Origin of the sequence: Nonomuraea sp. NPDC050663, from assembly GCF_044456985.1 — a bacterium.
In the GTDB taxonomy this organism is placed as follows: Bacteria; Actinomycetota; Actinomycetes; order Streptosporangiales; family Streptosporangiaceae; genus Nonomuraea.
This window is the reverse complement of record NZ_JBITGL010000018.1, coordinates 106,540-125,794: the sequence shown is the minus strand read 5'-3', so window position 1 is coordinate 125,794 and position 19,255 is coordinate 106,540. Positions and strand designations below refer to the sequence as shown.

The following is a 19,255-nucleotide window of genomic DNA, read 5'->3' as shown; positions in this document are numbered from 1 at the left end:
CGACCATGAGCACTCACGCGGCACGGCTGCTCGCGCCCGAGGAGTGCAACGGTCACCCACGCAACGGAGCCGCCATGCACCCCCATAACGGGAACCAGCTCGACGGTCAGCGTTTCCGCACGGTGCTGGGCAGGTTCGCCACCGGTGTGGTCGCGATCACGGCCCTGGACCCCACCTCAGGCGACCCCTGCGGCCTGGCCGCCAATTCCTTCACGTCGGTCTCCCTGGATCCGCCGCTGGTCGCCTTCTGCGTCGCGCACACCAGCACCAGCTGGCCGCGCCTGCGCAGCGCCAAGACCCTGACGGTCAACGTCCTGGCCGAGGACCAGCAGCGCATCTGCCTGCAACTGGCCTCCAGGGGCGGTGACAAGTTCGCCGGCCTGGGCTGGAGCGACTCCCCAGGCGGCAGCCCGGTGCTCGACGGCGCGCTGGCCTGGATCGACTGCTCGATCGAGGCCGAGCACCCGGCGGGCGACCACGTCATCGTCGTGGCCCGCGTCCTGCAACTCGACACGCACGCCGAGGGCGGACCGCTGGTGTTCTTCCGCGGGGGCTACGGGGCCTTCCGTGACGCTCCGTGAGCAGGCCCGCGCCTGGCTCGACGAGGCGCTGACCGGCCCGTTCGCGCACGCGCGCGGCCTGGGCGGCCCAGGACGCGAGCACGAGGGCTTCGAGGTACGGCAGGCGTGGGAACGCCACCTCGGCCGGGCCGGCTGGACCTGCCTCGGCTGGCCGGAGGAGCACGGCGGGCGCGCGGCCACCGTCGAGGAGCAGATCGCCTTCCACGAGGAGTACGCCAAGGCCGACGCCCCCGCCAGGGTCGGCCACATCGGCGAGAACCTGATCGGCCCGACGATCCTCGACTTCGGCACCGAGGAGCACAAGCGCAGGTTCCTGCCGCCGATCCAGCGCGGCGAGGAGCTGTGGTGCCAGGGCTACTCCGAGCCCAACGCCGGCTCCGACCTGGCCAACGTGCAGACCAGGGCGGTGCTACGGGGCGACGAGTGGGTGCTCACCGGGCAGAAGGTGTGGACCTCCCTCGCCCACGTCGCCGACTGGATCTTCGTGCTGTGCCGTACCGAACCCGGCTCGACCCGGCACCGCGGCCTGTCGTACCTGCTCGTCCCGATGGACCAGCCGGGCGTCGAGGTGCGCCCGATCGTCCAGCTGACCGGAACCAGCGAGTTCAACGAGGTCTTCTTCGACGGCGCCCGGGCGGCCGCGGGCGACATCCTGGGCGAGCCCGGCGAGGGCTGGAAGGTGGCGATGGCGACGCTCGGCTACGAGCGCGGCGTCTCGACGCTCGCCCAGCAGATCGGCTTCCAGCGCGAGTTCGCCAAGGTGGTCGAGGCCGCCGGGGAGCTGCGCGACCCGGTCCTGCTCGACCGCCTCACCCAGTCGTGGATCGAGCTGCAGATCATGCGCCACCGCGACCCGAACCTGGCCACGGCCAAGCTGTACTGGTCGGAGTGGCACAGGAGGCTCGGCGAGCTGGCCCAGGCCGTCCAGGGACTCGGCGGGCTGGTCGCGCCGGGCGGCGAGCTGACCGAGCTGCAGCGGCTGTACCTGTTCAGCCGCGCCGACACCATCTACGCCGGATCGAGCGAGATCCAGCGCAACCTCATCGCCGAACGAGTCCTGGGGCTGCCGAAGTGACCAATGGGAAAGCTGCGAAACGGGCTGACGCTGGGGCGTTCACCATCACCGAGAGAGGGGCGGCCGGCTGATGGGCAGCTTTCCTGTTGGCAAGAGTCATGGCCTGCTGAACGGCAAGACCGTCCTGGTCACGGCGGCCGCCGGAGCGGGGATCGGGTTCGCGACCGCGCGGCGCTGCGCCGAGGAGGGCGCGCGGGTGATCGTCTCCGACCGTCACGAGCGGCGGCTGAAGGAGGCCGCCGCCGAGCTGGGCGCGCGGGCGATCCCCTGCGACGTGACCGACGAGGAGCAGGTCCAGGCCATGTTCGAGGCCTGCGGCCCGCTCGACGTGCTGGTCAACAACGCGGGACTCGGCGGTACGGCGGAGCTGGCCGAGATGACCGACCGCGAGTGGGACACCGTGCTCGACGTGACGCTCACCGGCACGATGCGCTGCACCCGGGCCGCCCTGCGCCGCATGATCCCCCGCGGGCAGGGCGTGATCGTCAACAACGCCTCGGTGATCGGCTGGCGGGCGCAGCGCGGGCAGTCGCACTACGCCGCGGCCAAGGCCGGGGTGATGGCGCTGACCAGGTGCGTGGCGCTGGAGGCCGCGCCGCACGGCATCCGTGTCAACGCCGTGGCCCCCTCGCTGGCCATGCACGCCTTCCTGGAGAAGGTCACCTCGCCGGAGCTGCTCCAGCAGCTGGCCGCGCAGGAGGCCTTCGGCCGGGCCGCCGAACCGTGGGAGGTGGCCAACGTGATCGTCTTCCTGGCGAGTGACTACTCGGGCTACATGACCGGCGAGGTGGTCTCGGTGTCGAGCCAGCACCCCTAGGCGCGGCCGGCGATCTCCTCCAGGCGTTCGCGGTGGGCGGCCTGCCACCCGGGGCCGTGGGCGCCCAGGTTGTCGTTGCCCTCGCGCAGCCCGGCCGCGCCGTCGATGGTCTCGCGCAGGATGTCGGCATGCCCGGCGTGCCGGTTCGTCTCGGCGATCATGTGGACCAGGATCCGGTGGAGCGTCACCTTCCTGCGCTCGGCGGGCCACCACGGCACCTCGCCGGTCGAGTCGAGCTCAAGCGCCTCGAAGGTGGCGGCGGCCTTCTCCCAGGCGGTGCGATACAGGGCCACGATCTCCTCACGCGACTCCTCTGCCGTGGCCCACATGTCGGCGTCGGGCTCGGCGTCGTCGGAGAACCACGGCAGCTCGACTCCTGACGGGCGGCCGAAGACGAGGCCGAAATACTCCAGCTCGACGCTGGCCAGATGCTTGATCAGGCCCAGCAGGTTCGTGCCCGTGGGGGTCATGGGGCGGCGCGCGTCGTACTCCGACAGGCCTTCGAGCTTCCAGACCATCGCCTCGCGGGCGCTCTGGAGGTAGGTGACAAGTTCTTTCTTCATGGCCGCATCATATCGTGACTCTCAGGATATGATGATGGGGTGAATATGACGGAGCCCATGTTCTTGACGCTCACCGCCCTCGTGGGAGAGCCCAGGCACGGCTACGGCATCGTCCAGGAGGTCGAGCGGCTGTCCGGGGGACGGATGCAGCTGAAGATCGGGACGTTGTACGGGGTGCTCGACCGGCTGGCCACCGAGGGCCTGGTCGTGCTCGACCGGGAGGAGGCCGAGAAGGGGCGCCTGCGCCGCTACTACCGCCTCACCGACGACGGGGCCGCGGCCCTGGAACACGAAGCGGCCCGGCTGGCCGAGAACGTCAGGACCGCCACCGAGCGGCTGCGCACCAGGACGGTGACCGCATGACCCTGCTGGAGCAGCGCTACCGCAGCGTTCTGAGGCTGCTTCCCGCCCCCTACCGGGCCGAGCGCGAGGAGGAGATGGTCGCCGCCTTCCTGGAGGCCTACGACTCCCCCGACGAGACGGGACCTCGGCCCCCGTGGGACGAGATCTTCAGCGTCGCAGCCCTCGCGGTCAGGGTGCGGCTCAGCTGGAGCCCCAGAGGGGTGGCCTGGGGCCGGACCCTGCGCCTCACCGCCCTGTTCGGCATCGGCCTGCAGGCCCTGCTGGCGTCGGTGACCCTGATGTCGGCCATCGTCAGCCCGATCGACGACCGGCTCGCCGAGGCGGCCAACATCGGGCTGTCGATCTCCTGGCTGCTGGCCTTCGCCGCCCTGGCCCGTGGCGCGGTGCGCCCCGCCAGGAGCTTGGCGCTGGCCGGCCTGGCGTTCACCGTGTTCATGCAGGTCATCATCGTGATCATGGTCGGCGTCTTCCCGGTCGAGTTGTGGCTCGGCACCACGGCCATGGCCGTGCTCGCCACGCTCGCGCTGCTCCTGGGTCACCACCGCGACTCGACCGCTCCGGTGGTGTCCTGGTTCGCCATCGTGCCGGTCATGGCCGTGGGCCTCGTGTACTTCCTGATCGCCTCCTCGCTGACCTCCGGCCTGGACGAGAGCTGGATGTGGATCTGGCCGTGGGCCTCCGGCGAGGGCGTGGCGTCACTGCTGCTCGTCGTCGCGTCGGTCCTGGTGTTCACCCGGCGTCCCTTCCCCGCCCCCGCGGCGCTGGCGCTGGGCGTGCTGGGCCTGCCCCTGCTGGCCAGCCGGCTGCCCCTCCTGCTCGACCCCCAGTTCAACCAGGGGGCCGTCATCTCCGGCGCGGTCCAGCTGGCGATGCTGGGCGTCCTGGTCCCCGCGCTCTGGGTGAGCGGGCTGCGCGCCATGCCGAGCCCTGGTCGCGTGGATCCGCGCGCCGTACTGTGAATCATGAGCTCTGAGGTTCGCGAGTCCCACGTCCTCGGCGTCCTCATGACGGAGTTCGGGGACTCCATCAAGCAGGACCCTGTCGCCTTCTCCCGTAAGTTCCGGAAGATGGCGGCCTCGCCCTTCGCCTTCTACCGAGGCAGCGCCTGCCTGTTCTACGCCGACATGGCCGGGCCGTTCGCCGACGACTCCTACCTCGACGACCAGACCAGGCGCGTGTGGATCCACGGCGACCTGCACGCCGAGAACTTCGGCACCTACATGAACGCCTCCGGCGTGCTCGTCTTCAACGTCAACGACTTCGACGAGGCTTACGTCGGCCCCTACACCTGGGACCTCAAGCGCTTCGCGGCCAGCGTGGCGCTGCTCGGATACGCCAAGGCGCTCTCGGACGACGCGATCTCGGAGCTCGTGAGCGAGTTCGGCCAGGCCTACCTGGTCGAGCTCACCGGCATCGCGCACGGCGGCGACGACGCGATCGGCTCACTCACCCTCGACACCACCAGCGGGGTGCTGCACCGGGTGCTGCAGACCGCCCGGCTGTCGACCAGGGTCGCGATGCTCGACCACGAGACGGTGGTCGACACCTACGACCGGCGCTTCGCGATCACCGAGACCCGCACGGAGGTCGACGAGGACACCAGGCGCAAGGTCTGCGCGGCCTTCGACGACTACCTGGGCACCCTGCCGGTGCCCTCCAGCCCCGTCGAGCACCACATCAAGGACGTGGCGCTGCGCAAGGGCGTCGGGATCGGCTCGGCCGGGCTGCCCTCCTACAACCTCCTGCTGGAGGGACGCTCGCAGGCGCTGGAGAACGACGTGATCCTCTACATGAAGCAGGCCCAGGTGCCCGCGGTCGCCCGGCACATCGCCGACGAACGGGTGTCGGGGTACTTCCTGCACCAGGGGCACCGCACCGCCGAGTCGCAGCGCGCACTGCAGGCCTACGCCGATCCGTGGCTCGGCTACACCACCCTCGACGGGATCGGGCAGCTGGTCGCGGAGGTCTCGCCCTACTCCGCCGACCTCGACTGGGACGACGTCAACGAGCCGGAGGAGCTGCGCTCGATCATGAGCGACCTCGGTCGGGCGGTCGCGCGCATGCACGCGGTGGCCGACGACGAGTCGTCGCACGACCTGGTCGACTTCTCGACGGAGGAGGCGATCGTGGAGCGCATAGGTTCCGATACTTCCGGATTTATATCGATGTTGGTGGATTTCTCCCACGCGTATGGGGCACAGGCCCGTCAGGACCATCAGGTCTTCGTGGACCTGTTCAGAAACGGGCGCATGCCGGGGCTTTGATGCTGACCTTCTTCCTTCCGGATCAGGGAAGGTTGTCCGCTGTCCACCTCTACCAGGAGGTCGGGCTCGACACGGTGGAACTCTCCCCCGCCCAGGGCGGATGGCGGCTGGAGGTCCCCCGGCCGCGGGTCGACCGGATGGAGTACCTCTTCGAGGTCACCCATCGTGACGGCCGCCGGGAGACGATCCTCGATCCCGGCAACCCGCTGCGGGTGGCCGGGGTCTTCGGCGACAAGAGCGTGCTGGAGTTCCCCGAGTACCGCACGCCGTCGTGGGTGCGCGACCCCGCGCTGCCGTACGAGTGGTCGCGCGAGACCATCGTGTCCGCACCCGGGCTCGACATCTCCTGGTACGGCCCGGCGGAACCGCCCCCGTTCCCCTCGTTGCTGGTCGTCCATGACGGCCCCGAGTACGCGCGGCTGGCGATGTTGCTGCGCTACCTGGAGCTGGGCATCCGGCATACCTGGTTCAGGCCGATGTGGGTGGCCCTGCTGCAGCCGCACGACCGCAACCGCACCTACGCGGCCGACGACGACTACGCGGACGCGCTGAGCGTCCTGGGGCGCATACCTGCCAGACGCCGGATCGGGATGGGGACGAGCCTGGGCGCCCTGGCCATGCTGCACGCCCACCGGCGCCACCCGGACCTGTTCGACGCGCTGTTCCTGCAGTCGGGCAGCTTCTTCACGCGCGAGCACGACCCGCAGGAGCGGCGTTTCCCCCGCTTCGAGCAGATCACCGACTTCGTCGAGAGCGCCAAGCGCGGCAAGGGACGCCCCGTGCCCGTCGTGATGACGTGCGGTCTCGCCGAGGAGAACCTTTTCAACAACCGCCTTTTGGCGGAAGCTCTGGACTTACAGGGATACGACGTGACATTTCGGGAAGTGGCGGATGTGCACAACTACACGGCCTGGCGAGACGCCTTCCACCCCCACCTGAGCCGGTTACTCCAGGACATGACCTGATGAGACGCGAACTGAGCGACGGCGTCCTCGCCTACGGCCACTGGGGACGCCCGATGCTGGCCTTCCCCAGCGAGCAGGGCCAGGCCGCCGACTTCGAGAACAACGGCATGCTCGGCGCCGTCGGCCACCTGGTCGAGGCGGGCCGGGTGAAGATCTACTGCGTCCCGAGCAACGACGCCCAGAGCTGGTCGAACCGGCACCTGCCCATGGAGGCCAGGGCCAAGAGCCACGAGGACTACGAGCGCTGGATCCTCGACCGCGTCGTCCCCGTCATCCACGGCGACTGCGCCGGACCGGCGGAGATCATGCTGTTCGGCTGCAGCCTGGGCGCCTTCCACGCCGCCAACCTCGCGCTGCGGCGCGCCGACCTGTTCCCGCTGGCGCTGTGCCTGTCGGGCACCTACGACCCGTCGCACTGGCACGGCTGGGGCGAGCGCGGCGAGTCCGCCTACTTCAACAACCCGCTGGACTACGTGCCGCACCTGCACGGCGATCACCTGGACTGGCTGCGCGGCCGGGTGAGCCTGCTGCTGGTCTGTGGACAGGGCCGGTGGGAGGACACCACCGGCGCGCTGGAGAGCACCAGGCGCCTGGCGGCCGTGCTGGCCGCCAAGGGCATCAAGCACGAGCTCGACCTGTGGGGCCACGACGTACCGCACGACTGGCCCTCCTGGCGCGCCCAGCTCGCACACCACCTGGGGAGGTTCGTATGAGACATCTGATCGGGCTGCTGCTGGGCACCGAGGAGGACTGGCCGACGGCCTTCGAGGCCATCATGCGCGAGGCCACCGACGGCTTCGACGTCGAGCGGGTCACCATCGAGCCGTTCAACCTGCGCGACAAACCGCGTCACGACGTCGTGATCGACCGGCTGGCCTACTGGTACTACCACCCGCGCGAGTGGCTCAAGAAGATCGCCATGATGGACGACGTGTACGTGCTCAACAGCCCGTTCACCTTCCAGGCGATGGAGAAGCACACGGCCTACTGCGCGTTGATGCGCATGGGCATCAAGGTGCCCGACACCGTGCTGGTGCCGTACAAGAACCCGCTGGACAACGCGCGGTACGCCTACACCTCGGCCCGCTACAACCGGTCCTTCGACCTCGACGAGATCGCCGAGTCGCTGGGCTACCCCCTGGTCATGAAGCCCTACGACGGCGGCGCCTGGCGGGGGGTGTCGATCGTGCGCTCGCCCGCCGAGCTGCACGCCGCCTACGACGCCAGCGGCGAGATGCTCATGCACCTGCAGAAGGCGATCGACGGCTACGACGCCTTCGCCCGGTCCCTGTCGATCGGCGCGGAGACCATGGTCATGAAGTTCCAGCCCGAGCTGCCCATGCACTCGCGCTACGCGGTCGATCACAACTTCCTGTCGCCGGAGGTGGGCGAGGAGGTGGTGACGATCTCGCGGCTGGTCAACGCCTTCTTCCGCTGGGAGTTCAACTCCTGCGAGGTGCTGGTCAAGGGCAGCGACGTGCACCCGATCGACTACGCCAACGCCTGCCCCGACGTGGCGCTGACGAGCCTGCACTACTACTTCCCCTGGGCGATGAAGACGCTGGTCAAGTGGACTATCTTCTGCGCGGAGACGGGCCGCCGCCCGCGCATCGACCTCGACACCCGCGAGTACTTCGCGGTCGAGGGCGACTACGCCGACCGGCTGGCCGCCTACCGCAAGCTGGCCGACGACTACTTCGAGACCGAGCGATACCACGAGTTCTGCGCGAGGCGGCTGCCCCATCTCGACCAGGTGGTGCGCGACTGGGTGGCCGGTCCCGGCTTCGACGACCTGCTGGTCGACACCGTGCGTCACACCTATCCACCGGCCGAGCACGAGCGCTTCGTCGAGCACTTCCGCGGCCTGATGACGTTGTGGCTCAAAGAGAACTAAGCTCTAGAACATGACTCTGTTCAACGTATCGGGCAAGACCGTCGTCGTGACCGGCGGCTCGCGTGGCATCGGCCGGATGGTCGCCCAGGGCTTCGCGGACGCGGGCGCCGCGGTGTTCATCTCCGCGCGCAAGAGCGCCGAGGTCACCGCCGCCGCCGAGGAGATCGGCTGCACCGGCGTCGTCGCCGACCTGTCGACCCCCGAGGGCATCGCGACCCTGGTGGAGGCCCTGCCGGAACGGGTGGACGTGCTGGTCAACAACGCGGGCGCGACCTGGGGGGCTCCGCTGGAGGAGTTCCCCGAGTCGGCCTTCGACAAGCTCTGGAACATCAACGTCAAGGGCGTGTTCTTCCTCACCCAGCAGTTGCTGCCGAACCTGCGCAAGGCCGCCTCCGCCGAGGACCCGGCGCGGGTGATCAACGTCGGCTCCGTCGACGGCATCAGGGTCCCGGCCCTGGAGAGCTACCCCTACTCCGCCACCAAGGCGGGTGTGCACATGCTCACCCGCCACCTGGCCCGCCAACTGGCGAGCGAGCACATCACGGTGAACGCCATCGCGCCCGGCCCGTTCGAGTCGAAGATGATGGCCTTCGCCCTCGACGACCCGGGCACGCGCCGCGCGATCGCCGGCTCCGTGCCGCTGGGCAGGATCGGCTCGCCTGAGGACATGGCGGGCACCGCCATCTTCCTCGCCTCGCGGGCCGGGGCCTACCTGACGGGCACGGTCATCCCGGTCGACGGCGGCATCTCCTGCTAGACCAGCTCGCGCAGCGCGGCCGCGAAGTTCTTGGCGGCGTTGTCGTAGCGCAGGTAGAGGTAGGGCTCGGTGAGTTCTAGCTCGATCACGGCCGGGCTGCCGTCGGGCAGCCGGACCAGGTCGACGCGGGCGTAGAGGAGGGCTTGGGGGATGGCGGCAAGCACCTTCTCGGCCAGGTCGACCTGGTCCGGGGCTGGTTCGCGCAGCTCGGCCCGCGCGTTGTCCTCCGAGGTCATGCCCGCCTTGAGCATCGGCGTTCGCCGGACCGCGTGGCTCAGGCGGCGGTTGAAGTAGAGCAGGGAGGTCTCACCCTCCGCCTCCACCATGTCGAGATAGGGCTGCACCATGGCGGTACGGCCGGCGGCCTCCAGACGCGCGGCGTGGGCGACCGCGACGGCGCGGTCGCCGGTGCGGATGGTGTCCCTGGCGCCCGCCGAGATGGCGGGCTTGACGACGTATTCGGGCCAGTCGGGGAAGTCGTGCGACGACCAGTGGGTGGGCACGGTGGCGACGCCCAGGTCGCGCAGGTAGGTCTTGTCGGTGTTGCGCTCGATCACCTCGGCGGGGTTGAGCAGCCGCGACACCTCGGACACCCTGCGCGTCCAGGCCAGGAACTCCGCGCGACGGTCCACGTAGTCCCAGGTCGAGCGGACCACGACGGCGTCGAAGACCGACCAGTCGGCCCCGGGGTCGTCCCAGCGCACGGCGCGGCCGTCGATGCCTGCCTCGCGCCAGGCTTCGAGCGCGGGCTCCCGATCATCATCAGGGCCGTCATATGTCGCATAAGCACAGATAGTCACCCAAGTGATGATATTGGAGGCATTTAGTGGCAGTACGAGGGGCGGCGAGCCGGGCCGCGCGCTGACCCGGCTCGCGCCGCGCGTCATTAGTCGACGAAGACGCGCACGCCCACCCAGCTGCCGTTGGTGCCGGTCACGGCGTTGCCGTTGATGTTGTTGACGTTGGTCGCGCGACCGCCGCCCACGTTGCCGGCGAACACGTTGCCGAAGTTGTTGCCGGACTGCGACGACTCGTTGTTCCAGCTGGAGTTGTGCGTGTCGGTGTCAGCCGAGGCCGGAGCGGCCATCAGGGAGACGCCGGCGGCGGCCACGACGATACCGGTGACGCAGATCTTCTTGAGCATGGGGAAGTTCCTTCCGAGGGAGGTGCTGGGTGAGGACTGGGGCGAAGGCACGTGCTACCTGAAGATGTAGGTCACCGAGATGCTGCTGTCAGAAGCAGTCGTCGCGATCCCGTTGATGTTGTTGACGTTGGTGGAGCCGCCGCCGCCCACGTTCGAGGCCGCGACGTTTCCGAAGTTGTTGCCGGACTGCGCGGAGTCGCTGTTGCTGCTCCAGTTGCTGGTCCAGCTGTCTGCGTGTGCTGGGGCGGCCAGTAGGGTGACGCCCGTCGCCGCTGCCAGGACGGCACCGGTCGCGCACAGCTTCTTGATCACTTCTGCTCCTGTTCACCGATGGCCGGCAGTCTCGTGCCCGGGCCCTGAAGGCACACGACTAGCCCTTTGACTCGACTTGACCCTGGGGGTCAAAGCCAAAGCGATCATATAACTGAAGGTCATCGTTTGGTAGCGCAGAGTAATTAGAAGATTCTTCCGCGTGTCGAATCACTGACGCGGGCTGACAGTGACTGCCCCTTACGGTGCACCCATGATTTACGAGTGGCGGCGGTACACGCTGCGTCCTGGGCTGCGCGGCAGCTTCGTCTCCCTGTTCGAGCGGCACTTCGTCGAGTCGCAGGAGGAGGCGGGGATCGGGCTGGTGGCGATGTTCGAGGACGTCGACCGGCTCGACGTCATCCACTGGATCAGGAAATTTCGGGACATGGAGGGGCGGCGGCGCGCCCTCGAAGCCTTCTACCTGCACAGCCCCGCCTGGAAGGAACACCGCGACGCCGCCAACGCCACGATGATCGACTCCGACGACGTGCTCCTGCTCCGCCCCTCCGCGCCCGTGCCCGTGCCCGCCACGGGCCCGCTCTACGAGGCAACGATCTGTCACCTCACGCCCGACGCCCCGCCGGAGGTGCTCCAGGAGTTCACCTGGCGCACCGAGCACGCCGAGAACACCTTCCCCGCCCTCCCGGTCCGTTTGGACGTCAACGTGGCGGTCCGCCTGACCGGCTCCCCCGCCCTCGCCCTCCCCGACCTTTCACCATGGCTCACCGCACCGGTCGAACACCTGCGCCTGGCGCCCACCCCGCGCTCGGGGATGCGCTGAAAACGGCGTGCGCGGGCGGGCCGCGGCCTCCTAGCCTGCGTGACATGCTCCTGAACGTCGTCGACGTCGAGGCCACGTGCTGGGACGGGCCCAACCCCGCCGGCATGCCCAACGAGATCATCGAGATCGGCCTGACCGTGGTCGACACCGCCGCCCGCGAGCGCGTCGGCCGCCACGGCATCCTGGTGCGCCCCGAACGTTCCACGGTGAGCACGTTCTGCACCGAGCTGACCGGGCTCACCCAGGGCGAGGTCGACGGCGGGGTGACGCTCGCCGAGGCGTGCCGGATCCTGGCCCGCGACCACGACGCGGGCCGGCGACCGTGGGCGAGCTGGGGCGACTACGACCGCCTGCAGTTCACCCGGCAGTGCCGGGCCGGGCAGGCGGAGTATCCCTTCAACCAGGTGCACGTCAACGCCAAGGCCCGCTTCACCGAGGCCCTCGGCCTGCCCAGGCGGCCCGGCATGGCCCAGGCGCTGCAGGTCGCCGGGCTGCCGCTGGAGGGGCGCCACCATCGGGGCGAGGACGACGCGTGGAACATCGCCGCCCTGGTGGTCCACCTGCTGGAGCGCGGCCTCTGGTGATCAGTTCGCGCCGTACACCGGCTCGGGATCCGGCGCCTGCCGTACGAGCTCGTCGACCGCGGCGCCCACGTCGGCGGGCTCCCATCGCGCGTCGCGCTCGGCCCTGGGGCCGTGGCGCCAGCCGTCGGCCAGCGACAGCACCCCGCCCTCGACCTCGAACACCCGCCCGGTCACGTGCCCCGAGGCCACCGAGCCGAGCCACACCACCAGGGGCGCCACGTTGGCCGGGTCCATCGGGTCGAAGCCGGACTCGGGGGCGGCCATGGTGGAGGCGAAGACCTCCTCGGTCATCCTGGTGCGCGCGGCGGGCGCGATGGCGTTGACCGTGACGCCGTAACGTCCCAGCTCGGCGGCGGCGACCTGGGTAAGCGCCGCGATGCCGGCCTTGGCCGCCGCGTAGTTGCCCTGACCGACGCTGCCCAGCAGCCCGGCACCCGACGAGGTGTTGATCACCCTGCCCTGCGGGGGGACGCCGGACTTGGCCCGCTCGCGCCAGTAGCCCGCCGCATGCCGCAACGGCAGGAAGTGGCCCTTGAGGTGCACCCTGATCACATCGTCCCACTCCTGCTCGGTCATCGAGACGAGCATGCGGTCGCGCAGGAAGCCGGCATTGTTGACCAGCACGTCGAGGCCGCCGAACGCCGCCACCGCCGACTTGATCAGCCGGGCGGCGCCGTCCCAGGTGGCCACGTCGTCGCAGTTGGCGATGGCCTGGCCGCCGAGCTGCCTGATCTCCTCTGCCACGAGCTGGGCGGGCTCGCCCGAGCGGCCGTCGCCCGACCGTCCGGTGCCCAGGTCGTTGACCACGACGCGGGCGCCCTGCCTGGCGAACTCCAGGGCGTGCTGCCTGCCGATGCCGCGGCCTGCCCCGGTGATGATGACGACGCGCCCGTCACAGATAAGCACGCGCTGATCATGCCCCACGGTCATCGTCTCCGCCAGAGGTGTCCCGCACCTCGGTCGCCCGCCAGGCCGGGGTCTCGCCGCCGCCGTGGAGCAGGATCTCGGCGCCGGTCACGTAGCCGGGCGCGGCCAGCCACAGGCAGGCGCCCGCGACGTCCTCGGGGCGGGCCAGCCGGCCCGCGGGGATGGCGTCGGTGACGCCGGGCGGGTAGTGCTCGGCCGCGCCCTCGGTCTGGGCGAGCCCGACGACGACCGTGTTGACCCGCACGGCGGGCGCCCACTCGGCGGCCAGGCAGGCGGCCAGGTGGTGGAGCCCGGCCTTGGCGGCTCCATAGGCGGCGGTGCCGGGCGAGGGGCGCGAGCCGCTGATGGAGCCGATCATGACGATCGAGCCGCGCGAGGCGGCCAGCAGCGGGTAGGCGGCCTGGGAGACCAGCAGCGGGGCCACGAGGTTGAGTTCGATGACGCGGGCGTGCAGCCGTGGCGAGGTGCCGTGGACGGGGGCCGGAGGCGAGCCGCCCGCGTTGTTGACCAGCACGTCGAGCCTGGTCAGGCCGGCCATCAGCCTCGTCACGTCGGACGGGTCGCGGACGTCGGCCTGCACGAACTGCGCCGTGCGCCAGGGGTGCTCGGTGCCGGACAGCCAGGTCCTGATGGGAACGGCGGGTTCCTTGCGCGCGCAGACGATCACGGTGGCGCCCGCCTCCAGGAAGGCGCGCGCGATGCCCGCGCCGATCCCCTTGGTGCCGCCGGTGATCAGCACGACCTTGCCGGTGAAGTCGTGGCTCACAGGTGCTACCGTACCAAGCAAGCGTTAGGTGGAGGAATGGTGGGCATCGAGGCAATTCCCGGAGAGATCACCGAGATAGTCGTGGACGTTCCGCCGGTCAACGCCCTGACCGCCCGCGGCTGGAACGACCTGGCCCGTGCCGTACGGCAGGCCGGACAGGACCCCGCGACCAGGGTCGTCGTCCTGCGGGCGGAGGGCAGGGGCTTCAACGCGGGCGTGGACGTCAAGGAGCTCGAACGTGACCCTGGCCAGATGGTCGCCGTCAACAGGGGGTGCTACGAGGCCTTCGCGGCGGTCTACGAGTGCGAGGTCCCGGTGATCGCCGCCGTGCACGGCTACTGCCTGGGAGGCGGCGTCGGCCTGGCCGGCAACGCCGACATCGTGGTCGCCGCCGAGGACGCCTACTTCGCGCTGCCCGAGGTGGACCGCGGGGCGCTCGGCGCGGCCACGCACCTGGCCCGGCTGGTGCCGCAACACCTGATGCGCGCCATGGTCTACACCTGCCGCCCCGTCACCGCGCAGGAACTGCACGCCCACGGCTCCGTGCTCCACGTCACCGGCAAGCTGCGCGAGACGGCCATGGAGGTCGCCGCCCAGATCGCCGCCAAGGACCCCTACGTGATCCGGCGCGCCAAGGAGTCGCTCAACGGCATCGACCCGGTCGACCCCAAGGGCAGCTACCGCTTCGAGCAGGGCTTCACCTTCGAACTGAACCTGATGGGCAAGCGCAGGGGGCTCGGATGAAGGTCATGACGGTCGGCGACGTCGTCGCCCGGCTGGAGAGCGGGATGACGATCGGCGTGGGCGGCTGGGGCTCGCGCCGCAAGCCCATGGCGCTGATCGAGGGCATCCTGCGCTCCGGCCTCAGCGACCTGACGATCGTCTCGTACGGCGGGGCCGACGTCGGCCTGCTGTGCGCGGCCGGCAAGGTGCGCCGCGTCGTCGCCCCCTTCGTCACGCTCGACTCCATCCCCCTGGAACCGCACTTCAGGAAGGCCAGGCAGGAGGGCTCGATCGCCTTCACCGAGTACGACGAGGGCATGTTCATGTTCGGGCTGCTGGCGGCGGCGCACCGGCTGCCGTTCCTGCCGACCAGGGCCGGGCTCGGCTCCGACGTGATGCGGGTCAACCCGGAGCTGCGCACGGTGAGATCGCCGTACTCCGACGAGGAACTCGTCGCCGTGCCCGCGCTGCCCATGGACGCGGCGCTGATCCACCTCAACCGGGCCGACGCCCGCGGCAACGGGCAGTACCTCGGCCCCGACCCCTACTTCGACGACCTCTACGCCAAGGCCGCCAGGCAGACCTTCGTCTCCTGCGAGCGCGTCGTCGACGACCTGCTCAAGGAGGGCCCGCTGCAGTCGCTGCTGGTCAGCCGTTCCATGGTGACCGGCGTCGTGGAGGCGCCGGGCGGCGCGTGGTTCACCAGCTGCGAGCCCGACTACCCGCGCGACGACGACTGGCAGAAGCGCTACACCACGACCCCCTGGCAGGAGTTCATCGATGAGCCGCGCTGACGTCTGCGTGATCGCCTGCGCCGAGGCCTTCCGCGGCGACGGGGAGGTGCTGGCCGCGGGGATCGGCGGCGCCATCACCGTGCTGGCCGCCCGCCTGGCCCGCCTCACCTTCGAGCCCGACCTGCTCACCTCCGACGGCACCTGCCTGCTGACCGGCGACGTGCCGGAACTCGGGGCCGCGCCGCGCACCGTCGAAGGCTGGCTGCCCTTCCGCGACCACCTGTGGCTGGTGCTGCACGGCAGGCGGCACGTCATGCTCAGCGCCTCGCAGATCGACAGGCACGGCAACACCAACATCTCCTGCATCGGCGACTGGTCCAAGCCCAAGGCGCAGCTCCTGGGCGTGCGCGGCGCGCCCGGCAACACGCTGTGCAACCCCACCAGCTACTGGATCCCCCGCCACTCCCCCCGCGTCTTCGTCGAGCGGGTCGACATGGTCAGCGGCCTGGGCACCGACCGGGGCGCGCACGACCTGCGCCGCGTCGTCACCGACCTGGCCGTCCTCGACTTCGACACGCCCGACGGCTCGATGCGGCTCGCCTCCGTGCACCCCGGCGTGAGCGTCGACGACGTCGTCAGGGCGACCGGCTTCCCGCTGGACGTGCCCGGCGAGGTGCCGGAGACCCGCCTGCCCACGGCCCAGGAGCTGGAGGTGCTCCAGAGCCTGGATCCCGGCAAGCAGCGCGCCAGGGAGGTCGCCGCGTGAGGACCGCGCTGACCGAGCTGGTCGGCTGCCGCCACCCCATCGTGCAGACCGGGATGGGCTACGTGGCCGGCGCCCGGCTCGCCGCGGCCACCTCGCGGGCCGGAGGGCTGGGCGTCATCGCCGCCGCCACCATGTCGGTCGAGCAGATGACCACCGCCATCCGCGAGGTCGGGGAACGCACCGACGCGCCCTTCGGGGTCAACATCCGCTCCGACGCCGACGACGCCGCCGAGCGCGTCGAGGTGATGATCCGCGAAGGGGTGCGGGTCGCCTCCTTCGCCCTGGCGCCGCGCCAGGAGCTGATCAAACGACTCAAGGACGCCGGGATCGTCACGATCCCCAGCGTCGGCGCGCGCCGCCACGCCGAGAAGGTCGCCGCCTGGGGCGCCGACGCGGTGATCGTGCAGGGCGGCGAGGGCGGCGGCCACACGGGGCCGGTCGCCACCACGCTGCTGCTGCCCCAGGTCGTCGACGCGGTCGACATCCCCGTCATCGCCGCGGGCGGCTTCTTCGACGGGCGCGGCCTCGTCGCCGCCCTGGCGTACGGCGCGGCCGGGATCGCCATGGGCACCCGCTTCCTGCTCACCAGCGACTCACCGGTGCCCGACGAGGTCAAGAAGGCCTACCTGGGCGCCTCGGAGACGGTGGTCACCACCCACGTCGACGGTGTGCCGCACCGGGTGCTGCGCACGCCGTTCGTCGACTCGCTGCAGCGGACCAGGCTGCTGCGAGCCGTACGCAACGGGCTGAGGTTCAGGGCGGTCTCCGGGTTGTCGATAGCGGCGCTCGTGCGGGAGGGGCGGCGCATGAAGCACGGCCGCGAGCTGACCTGGGCGCAGGTGCTGCAGGCGGGCAACACGCCGATGCTGCTCAGGGCGGCCATGGTCGACGGGCGCGCCGACCTCGGGGTGATGGCGAGCGGGCAGGTCGTGGGCGTGATCGACGACCTGCCGTCGTGCGCGGAGCTGATCGAGCGCGTCATGGCCGAGGCCGAGCGGACGCTGGGGCGCCTGCCGCGCTAGCGGGTGCTTCACACCACCTTGATCCCCCGGTCGGCGAAGAGCGCCGCCGCCTGGGCCGGGCTGATCACCGCGCCCGTGAAGACCCGCAGCGTGGCGTCGTCGGGGTGCCCGAGGTCGGCGCCGCGCAGGTCGGCCCGCTCGAAGACGGCGTTGATCATCCGCGCCCCGATCAGCCGGCAGTCGGCCAGCACCGCGTCGGTGAAGTCGCACCCCGACAGGTCGCCGTCGTCGAAGCGCACGCCCGTCAGCTGCGCGCCGCGGAAGGAGCAGCCGCCGAGGTTGGCCATCGTGAGGTTGCTGCGCTCGACGGCGAAGCCCGGGCCGCGCGAGCCGGTGAGCTTGGCGCCGATCATGCGGCAGCCCGTGAAGGCGACATCGGTCAGCAGGGCGCCGCCGAACTCGGCCGACGACAGGTCGACGTCGGTGAAGCGGGCGTCGAGCAGGTCGGCGTCGCCGAAGCGCGGGCGCAGGCCTCCGCCGCCCTCGAAGACGGCGCTGTCGAGGTCGGCGCGGCGGAAGTCGGTCTGCTCCAGGACGCAGCCGAGGAACTGCGAGCCCGCCAGGGACGCCCCCCAGAACTCGGCGCGCGACAGGTCGCAGCCGCGGAAGAGATGGGGCTCGTCGGGCAGGTCGGTGAGGGAGGAGCCGGACAGGTCCTGGTCTACGAATTCCACCCGTGGATGCTAGAGGGTCCCTACGACAGTCCGGTGATGACCTCGGCGGCGGCCTGGCCGCACACGCGGGCCGAGCCGTACGTGGCGATGTGGACGGCGCCGAGGTCGCTGCGCTCGGGCAGGCCCATCTCGACCACGACCGACTCGGGGCGGGCGCACAGCAGGTGCTCGATCGCCTGGAGCTGCCACGGGTAGCGGTGGGCGTCACGGGCGACTATCACCATGGGCCTGCCGTTGGTGGAGGCGAGCAGGTTCTCCAGCGCCGGGCCGTCGGCGCCCTGCAGGCGGGTGACGACGGTGCCGGGCATCAGCTTGGACAGCGGCTCGCCGACCCCCCACGGGGTCTTCTTGTCGATGGCGAGGTTCATCTCCGGCGACAGCTCGATCACGTGCGGGGCCGAGGTGATCGGCAGGACGGGAGCGGCGGACCTGCGGGTCACCTTGACGGCGCGGCGGGCGGCGTGCAGGCCGATCTCCTCGGCGCGGGGCGAGGTGGCGGAGGGCACCCCCCGGGCCGCCCAGGCGCCCAGCTCGGAGGTACGGCGGGCGGCGTCGTGCAGCCTCTCCTCGGGCAGCCTGCCCTCGACGACCGCGTCGACGATGGCGTCGCGGATGGCGATGGCGCTGGCCTCGTCGGAGTTCTCCCCGCCCACGCAGATGGCGTCCGCGCCGGCGGCGATGGCCATGGCGGAGGCGCCGCCCAGGCCGTAGACGCTGGAGACGGCGGCCATCTCGATGCCGTCGGTGATGATCACGCCCTCGAATCCGAGTTCCTCGCGCAGCAGCCTGGTCAGCACCTGGTGGCTGAGCGTCGCGGGCAGCTGGGCGTCGACCTGAGGCACGAGCAGGTGGCCCGTCATGACGGTTTTGACCCCGGCCTCGATGGCGGTGCGGAAGGGCAGCAGGGCACCCTCGAAGTCGTCGCCGACGACGGGCACGCTGTAGTGGGAGTCGACGGAGGTGTCGCCGTGGCCGGGGAAGTGTTTGGCACAGGCGGCGACCCCGGCCGACTGCAGGCCGCGGATGAAGGCGGCGGCGTGCCGGGCGACCAGCTCGGGGTCGGCGCCGAAGGCCCGCAGGCCGATCACCGGGTTGTCGGGGTTGGAGTTGACGTCGGCCGAGGGGGCGAAGTCGACGTTCACCCCGACACCGGCCAGGTCGGCGCCCAGGCCACAGGCGACCTCCTCGGTGAGCACGACGTCGTCGACCACGCCGAGCGCGTAGGGGCCGGGACGGCTGCTGCCGGTGGCCACCTCCAGGCGGGTGACCTCGCCCGACTCCTCGTCCACGCCGACCAGCACGGCGGGGTTCTCGGCCCGCAGGGCGGCGGTCAGCTCGGCGACCTGGGCGAATCCGGCGATGTTCCGGGAGAACAGCACGACTCCGGCCAGTCCGTCGCCCAGTCGTCGGCGCAGCCAGTCGGGCGGGGAGGTGCCCTGGAATCCGGGCATCAGGACGGAGTCGGCAAGCCTTTGCAGGCCGCGGTCGCGCGTGGGCATGACCCGAAATCTAATAGGAAAGTTTCCTATTTGCTAGAGGCATT

The 19,255-nt window shown here is 70.6% G+C and carries 24 protein-coding genes; 16 read left to right on the top strand and 8 right to left on the bottom strand.

Annotated elements, in window-relative coordinates:
- Positions 1-5: 5 nt before the first annotated feature.
- The 3 genes from ACIBH1_RS39505 to ACIBH1_RS39495 all read left to right on the top strand — a co-directional run bounded on the left by ACIBH1_RS39505 (position 6) and on the right by ACIBH1_RS39495 (position 2,473).
- A complete protein-coding gene (locus tag ACIBH1_RS39505) occupies positions 6-581 on the top strand; it encodes a flavin reductase family protein (protein ID WP_181607206.1) in 576 nt (191 codons plus the stop codon).
- Complete coding sequence (locus ACIBH1_RS39500; RefSeq protein WP_397319186.1) at positions 568-1,656, top strand: acyl-CoA dehydrogenase family protein; 1,089 nt, start codon at positions 568-570, stop codon at positions 1,654-1,656. The genes ACIBH1_RS39505 and ACIBH1_RS39500 overlap by 14 nt, the downstream gene beginning before the upstream one ends.
- Positions 1,657-1,726: 70 nt before the next feature.
- Positions 1,727-2,473: an SDR family oxidoreductase gene (locus tag ACIBH1_RS39495; RefSeq protein ID WP_397319185.1), complete on the top strand. Its 747-nt coding sequence runs from the start codon at positions 1,727-1,729 to the stop codon at positions 2,471-2,473.
- Here ACIBH1_RS39495 and ACIBH1_RS39490 read toward each other — a convergent pair.
- The gene (locus tag ACIBH1_RS39490; protein ID WP_397319184.1) at positions 2,470-3,036 is read right to left on the bottom strand and encodes a DinB family protein; all 567 of its coding nucleotides are present in this window, start codon (positions 3,034-3,036) and stop codon (positions 2,470-2,472) included. The genes ACIBH1_RS39495 and ACIBH1_RS39490 overlap by 4 nt on opposite strands.
- 57 nt (positions 3,037-3,093) lie before the next feature.
- Between ACIBH1_RS39490 and ACIBH1_RS39485 the strand changes: the two genes are divergently transcribed.
- The 7 genes from ACIBH1_RS39485 to ACIBH1_RS39455 are packed head-to-tail and all read left to right on the top strand — an operon-like array spanning position 3,094 to position 9,279.
- Positions 3,094-3,399: a PadR family transcriptional regulator gene (locus ACIBH1_RS39485; protein ID WP_397319183.1), complete on the top strand. Its 306-nt coding sequence runs from the start codon at positions 3,094-3,096 to the stop codon at positions 3,397-3,399.
- Positions 3,396-4,358 (top strand): hypothetical protein, encoded by a 963-nt coding sequence (locus tag ACIBH1_RS39480; RefSeq protein ID WP_397319182.1) that lies wholly within the window; start codon positions 3,396-3,398, stop codon positions 4,356-4,358. The genes ACIBH1_RS39485 and ACIBH1_RS39480 overlap by 4 nt, the downstream gene beginning before the upstream one ends.
- 3 nt (positions 4,359-4,361) lie before the next feature.
- A complete protein-coding gene (locus tag ACIBH1_RS39475; protein WP_397319181.1) occupies positions 4,362-5,663 on the top strand; it encodes a DUF2252 domain-containing protein in 1,302 nt (433 codons plus the stop codon).
- A gap of 32 nt (positions 5,664-5,695) precedes the next feature.
- On the top strand, positions 5,696-6,628 hold the full coding sequence (locus tag ACIBH1_RS39470; RefSeq protein WP_397319180.1) for an alpha/beta hydrolase: 933 nt from the start codon (positions 5,696-5,698) through the stop codon (positions 6,626-6,628).
- Positions 6,628-7,341 (top strand): esterase family protein, encoded by a 714-nt coding sequence (locus tag ACIBH1_RS39465; RefSeq protein WP_397319179.1) that lies wholly within the window; start codon positions 6,628-6,630, stop codon positions 7,339-7,341. The genes ACIBH1_RS39470 and ACIBH1_RS39465 overlap by 1 nt, the downstream gene beginning before the upstream one ends.
- Positions 7,338-8,522, top strand: a complete 1,185-nt coding sequence (locus tag ACIBH1_RS39460) for a RimK family alpha-L-glutamate ligase (RefSeq protein WP_397319178.1) — start codon at positions 7,338-7,340, stop codon at positions 8,520-8,522. Before ACIBH1_RS39465 ends, ACIBH1_RS39460 begins: the two co-directional genes overlap by 4 nt.
- Before the next feature lie 10 nt (positions 8,523-8,532).
- Positions 8,533-9,279 (top strand): SDR family oxidoreductase, encoded by a 747-nt coding sequence (locus ACIBH1_RS39455; RefSeq protein ID WP_397319177.1) that lies wholly within the window; start codon positions 8,533-8,535, stop codon positions 9,277-9,279.
- On the opposite strand, the gene ACIBH1_RS39450 is transcribed toward ACIBH1_RS39455, so the two are convergent.
- From ACIBH1_RS39450 to ACIBH1_RS39440, 3 genes are all read right to left on the bottom strand, one after another.
- A complete protein-coding gene (locus ACIBH1_RS39450; protein ID WP_397319176.1) occupies positions 9,276-10,079 on the bottom strand; it encodes a RimK family alpha-L-glutamate ligase in 804 nt (267 codons plus the stop codon). The genes ACIBH1_RS39455 and ACIBH1_RS39450 overlap by 4 nt on opposite strands.
- Before the next feature lie 86 nt (positions 10,080-10,165).
- On the bottom strand, positions 10,166-10,423 hold the full coding sequence (locus tag ACIBH1_RS39445; protein WP_397319175.1) for a hypothetical protein: 258 nt from the start codon (positions 10,421-10,423) through the stop codon (positions 10,166-10,168).
- 54 nt (positions 10,424-10,477) lie between these two features.
- Positions 10,478-10,735 carry a hypothetical protein gene (locus ACIBH1_RS39440; RefSeq protein WP_397319174.1) on the bottom strand — a complete coding sequence of 86 codons (258 nt, stop codon included), beginning with the start codon at positions 10,733-10,735 and terminating at the stop codon, positions 10,478-10,480.
- 211 nt (positions 10,736-10,946) lie between these two features.
- Here ACIBH1_RS39440 and ACIBH1_RS39435 point away from each other — a divergent pair, with 211 nt between their 5' ends.
- Positions 10,947-11,516: an NIPSNAP family protein gene (locus ACIBH1_RS39435; protein WP_397319173.1), complete on the top strand. Its 570-nt coding sequence runs from the start codon at positions 10,947-10,949 to the stop codon at positions 11,514-11,516.
- A 44-nt stretch (positions 11,517-11,560) separates the two neighbouring features.
- Positions 11,561-12,100: an exonuclease domain-containing protein gene (locus ACIBH1_RS39430; RefSeq protein WP_397319172.1), complete on the top strand. Its 540-nt coding sequence runs from the start codon at positions 11,561-11,563 to the stop codon at positions 12,098-12,100.
- Here the strand turns inward: ACIBH1_RS39430 and ACIBH1_RS39425 are convergent, their stop codons facing one another.
- Positions 12,101-13,030 (bottom strand): SDR family oxidoreductase, encoded by a 930-nt coding sequence (locus tag ACIBH1_RS39425; RefSeq protein WP_397319171.1) that lies wholly within the window; start codon positions 13,028-13,030, stop codon positions 12,101-12,103.
- Positions 13,014-13,793, bottom strand: coding sequence for an SDR family oxidoreductase (locus tag ACIBH1_RS39420; RefSeq protein WP_397319170.1), 780 nt, complete (start codon positions 13,791-13,793; stop codon positions 13,014-13,016). Before ACIBH1_RS39420 ends, ACIBH1_RS39425 begins: the two co-directional genes overlap by 17 nt.
- A gap of 39 nt (positions 13,794-13,832) precedes the next feature.
- On the opposite strand from ACIBH1_RS39420, the gene ACIBH1_RS39415 reads away from it, so the two are divergent.
- The 4 genes from ACIBH1_RS39415 to ACIBH1_RS39400 are packed head-to-tail and all read left to right on the top strand — an operon-like array spanning position 13,833 to position 17,038.
- Positions 13,833-14,537, top strand: coding sequence for an enoyl-CoA hydratase family protein (locus ACIBH1_RS39415; RefSeq protein WP_397319169.1), 705 nt, complete (start codon positions 13,833-13,835; stop codon positions 14,535-14,537).
- 5 nt (positions 14,538-14,542) lie between these two features.
- Positions 14,543-15,310, top strand: a complete 768-nt coding sequence (locus ACIBH1_RS39410) for a CoA transferase subunit A (RefSeq protein WP_397319258.1) — start codon at positions 14,543-14,545, stop codon at positions 15,308-15,310.
- Complete coding sequence (locus ACIBH1_RS39405) at positions 15,297-16,016, top strand: CoA-transferase subunit beta (protein WP_397319168.1); 720 nt, start codon at positions 15,297-15,299, stop codon at positions 16,014-16,016. The genes ACIBH1_RS39410 and ACIBH1_RS39405 overlap by 14 nt, the downstream gene beginning before the upstream one ends.
- Positions 16,013-17,038 carry an NAD(P)H-dependent flavin oxidoreductase gene (locus ACIBH1_RS39400; RefSeq protein WP_397319167.1) on the top strand — a complete coding sequence of 342 codons (1,026 nt, stop codon included), beginning with the start codon at positions 16,013-16,015 and terminating at the stop codon, positions 17,036-17,038. Before ACIBH1_RS39405 ends, ACIBH1_RS39400 begins: the two co-directional genes overlap by 4 nt.
- 8 nt (positions 17,039-17,046) lie before the next feature.
- Here the strand turns inward: ACIBH1_RS39400 and ACIBH1_RS39395 are convergent, their stop codons facing one another.
- Both ACIBH1_RS39395 and ACIBH1_RS39390 read right to left on the bottom strand, forming a co-directional pair.
- Positions 17,047-17,712 (bottom strand): pentapeptide repeat-containing protein, encoded by a 666-nt coding sequence (locus tag ACIBH1_RS39395; protein WP_397319166.1) that lies wholly within the window; start codon positions 17,710-17,712, stop codon positions 17,047-17,049.
- 20 nt (positions 17,713-17,732) lie between these two features.
- Positions 17,733-19,211: a glycoside hydrolase family 3 protein gene (locus ACIBH1_RS39390; RefSeq protein ID WP_397319165.1), complete on the bottom strand. Its 1,479-nt coding sequence runs from the start codon at positions 19,209-19,211 to the stop codon at positions 17,733-17,735.
- Positions 19,212-19,255 lie beyond the last annotated feature (44 nt).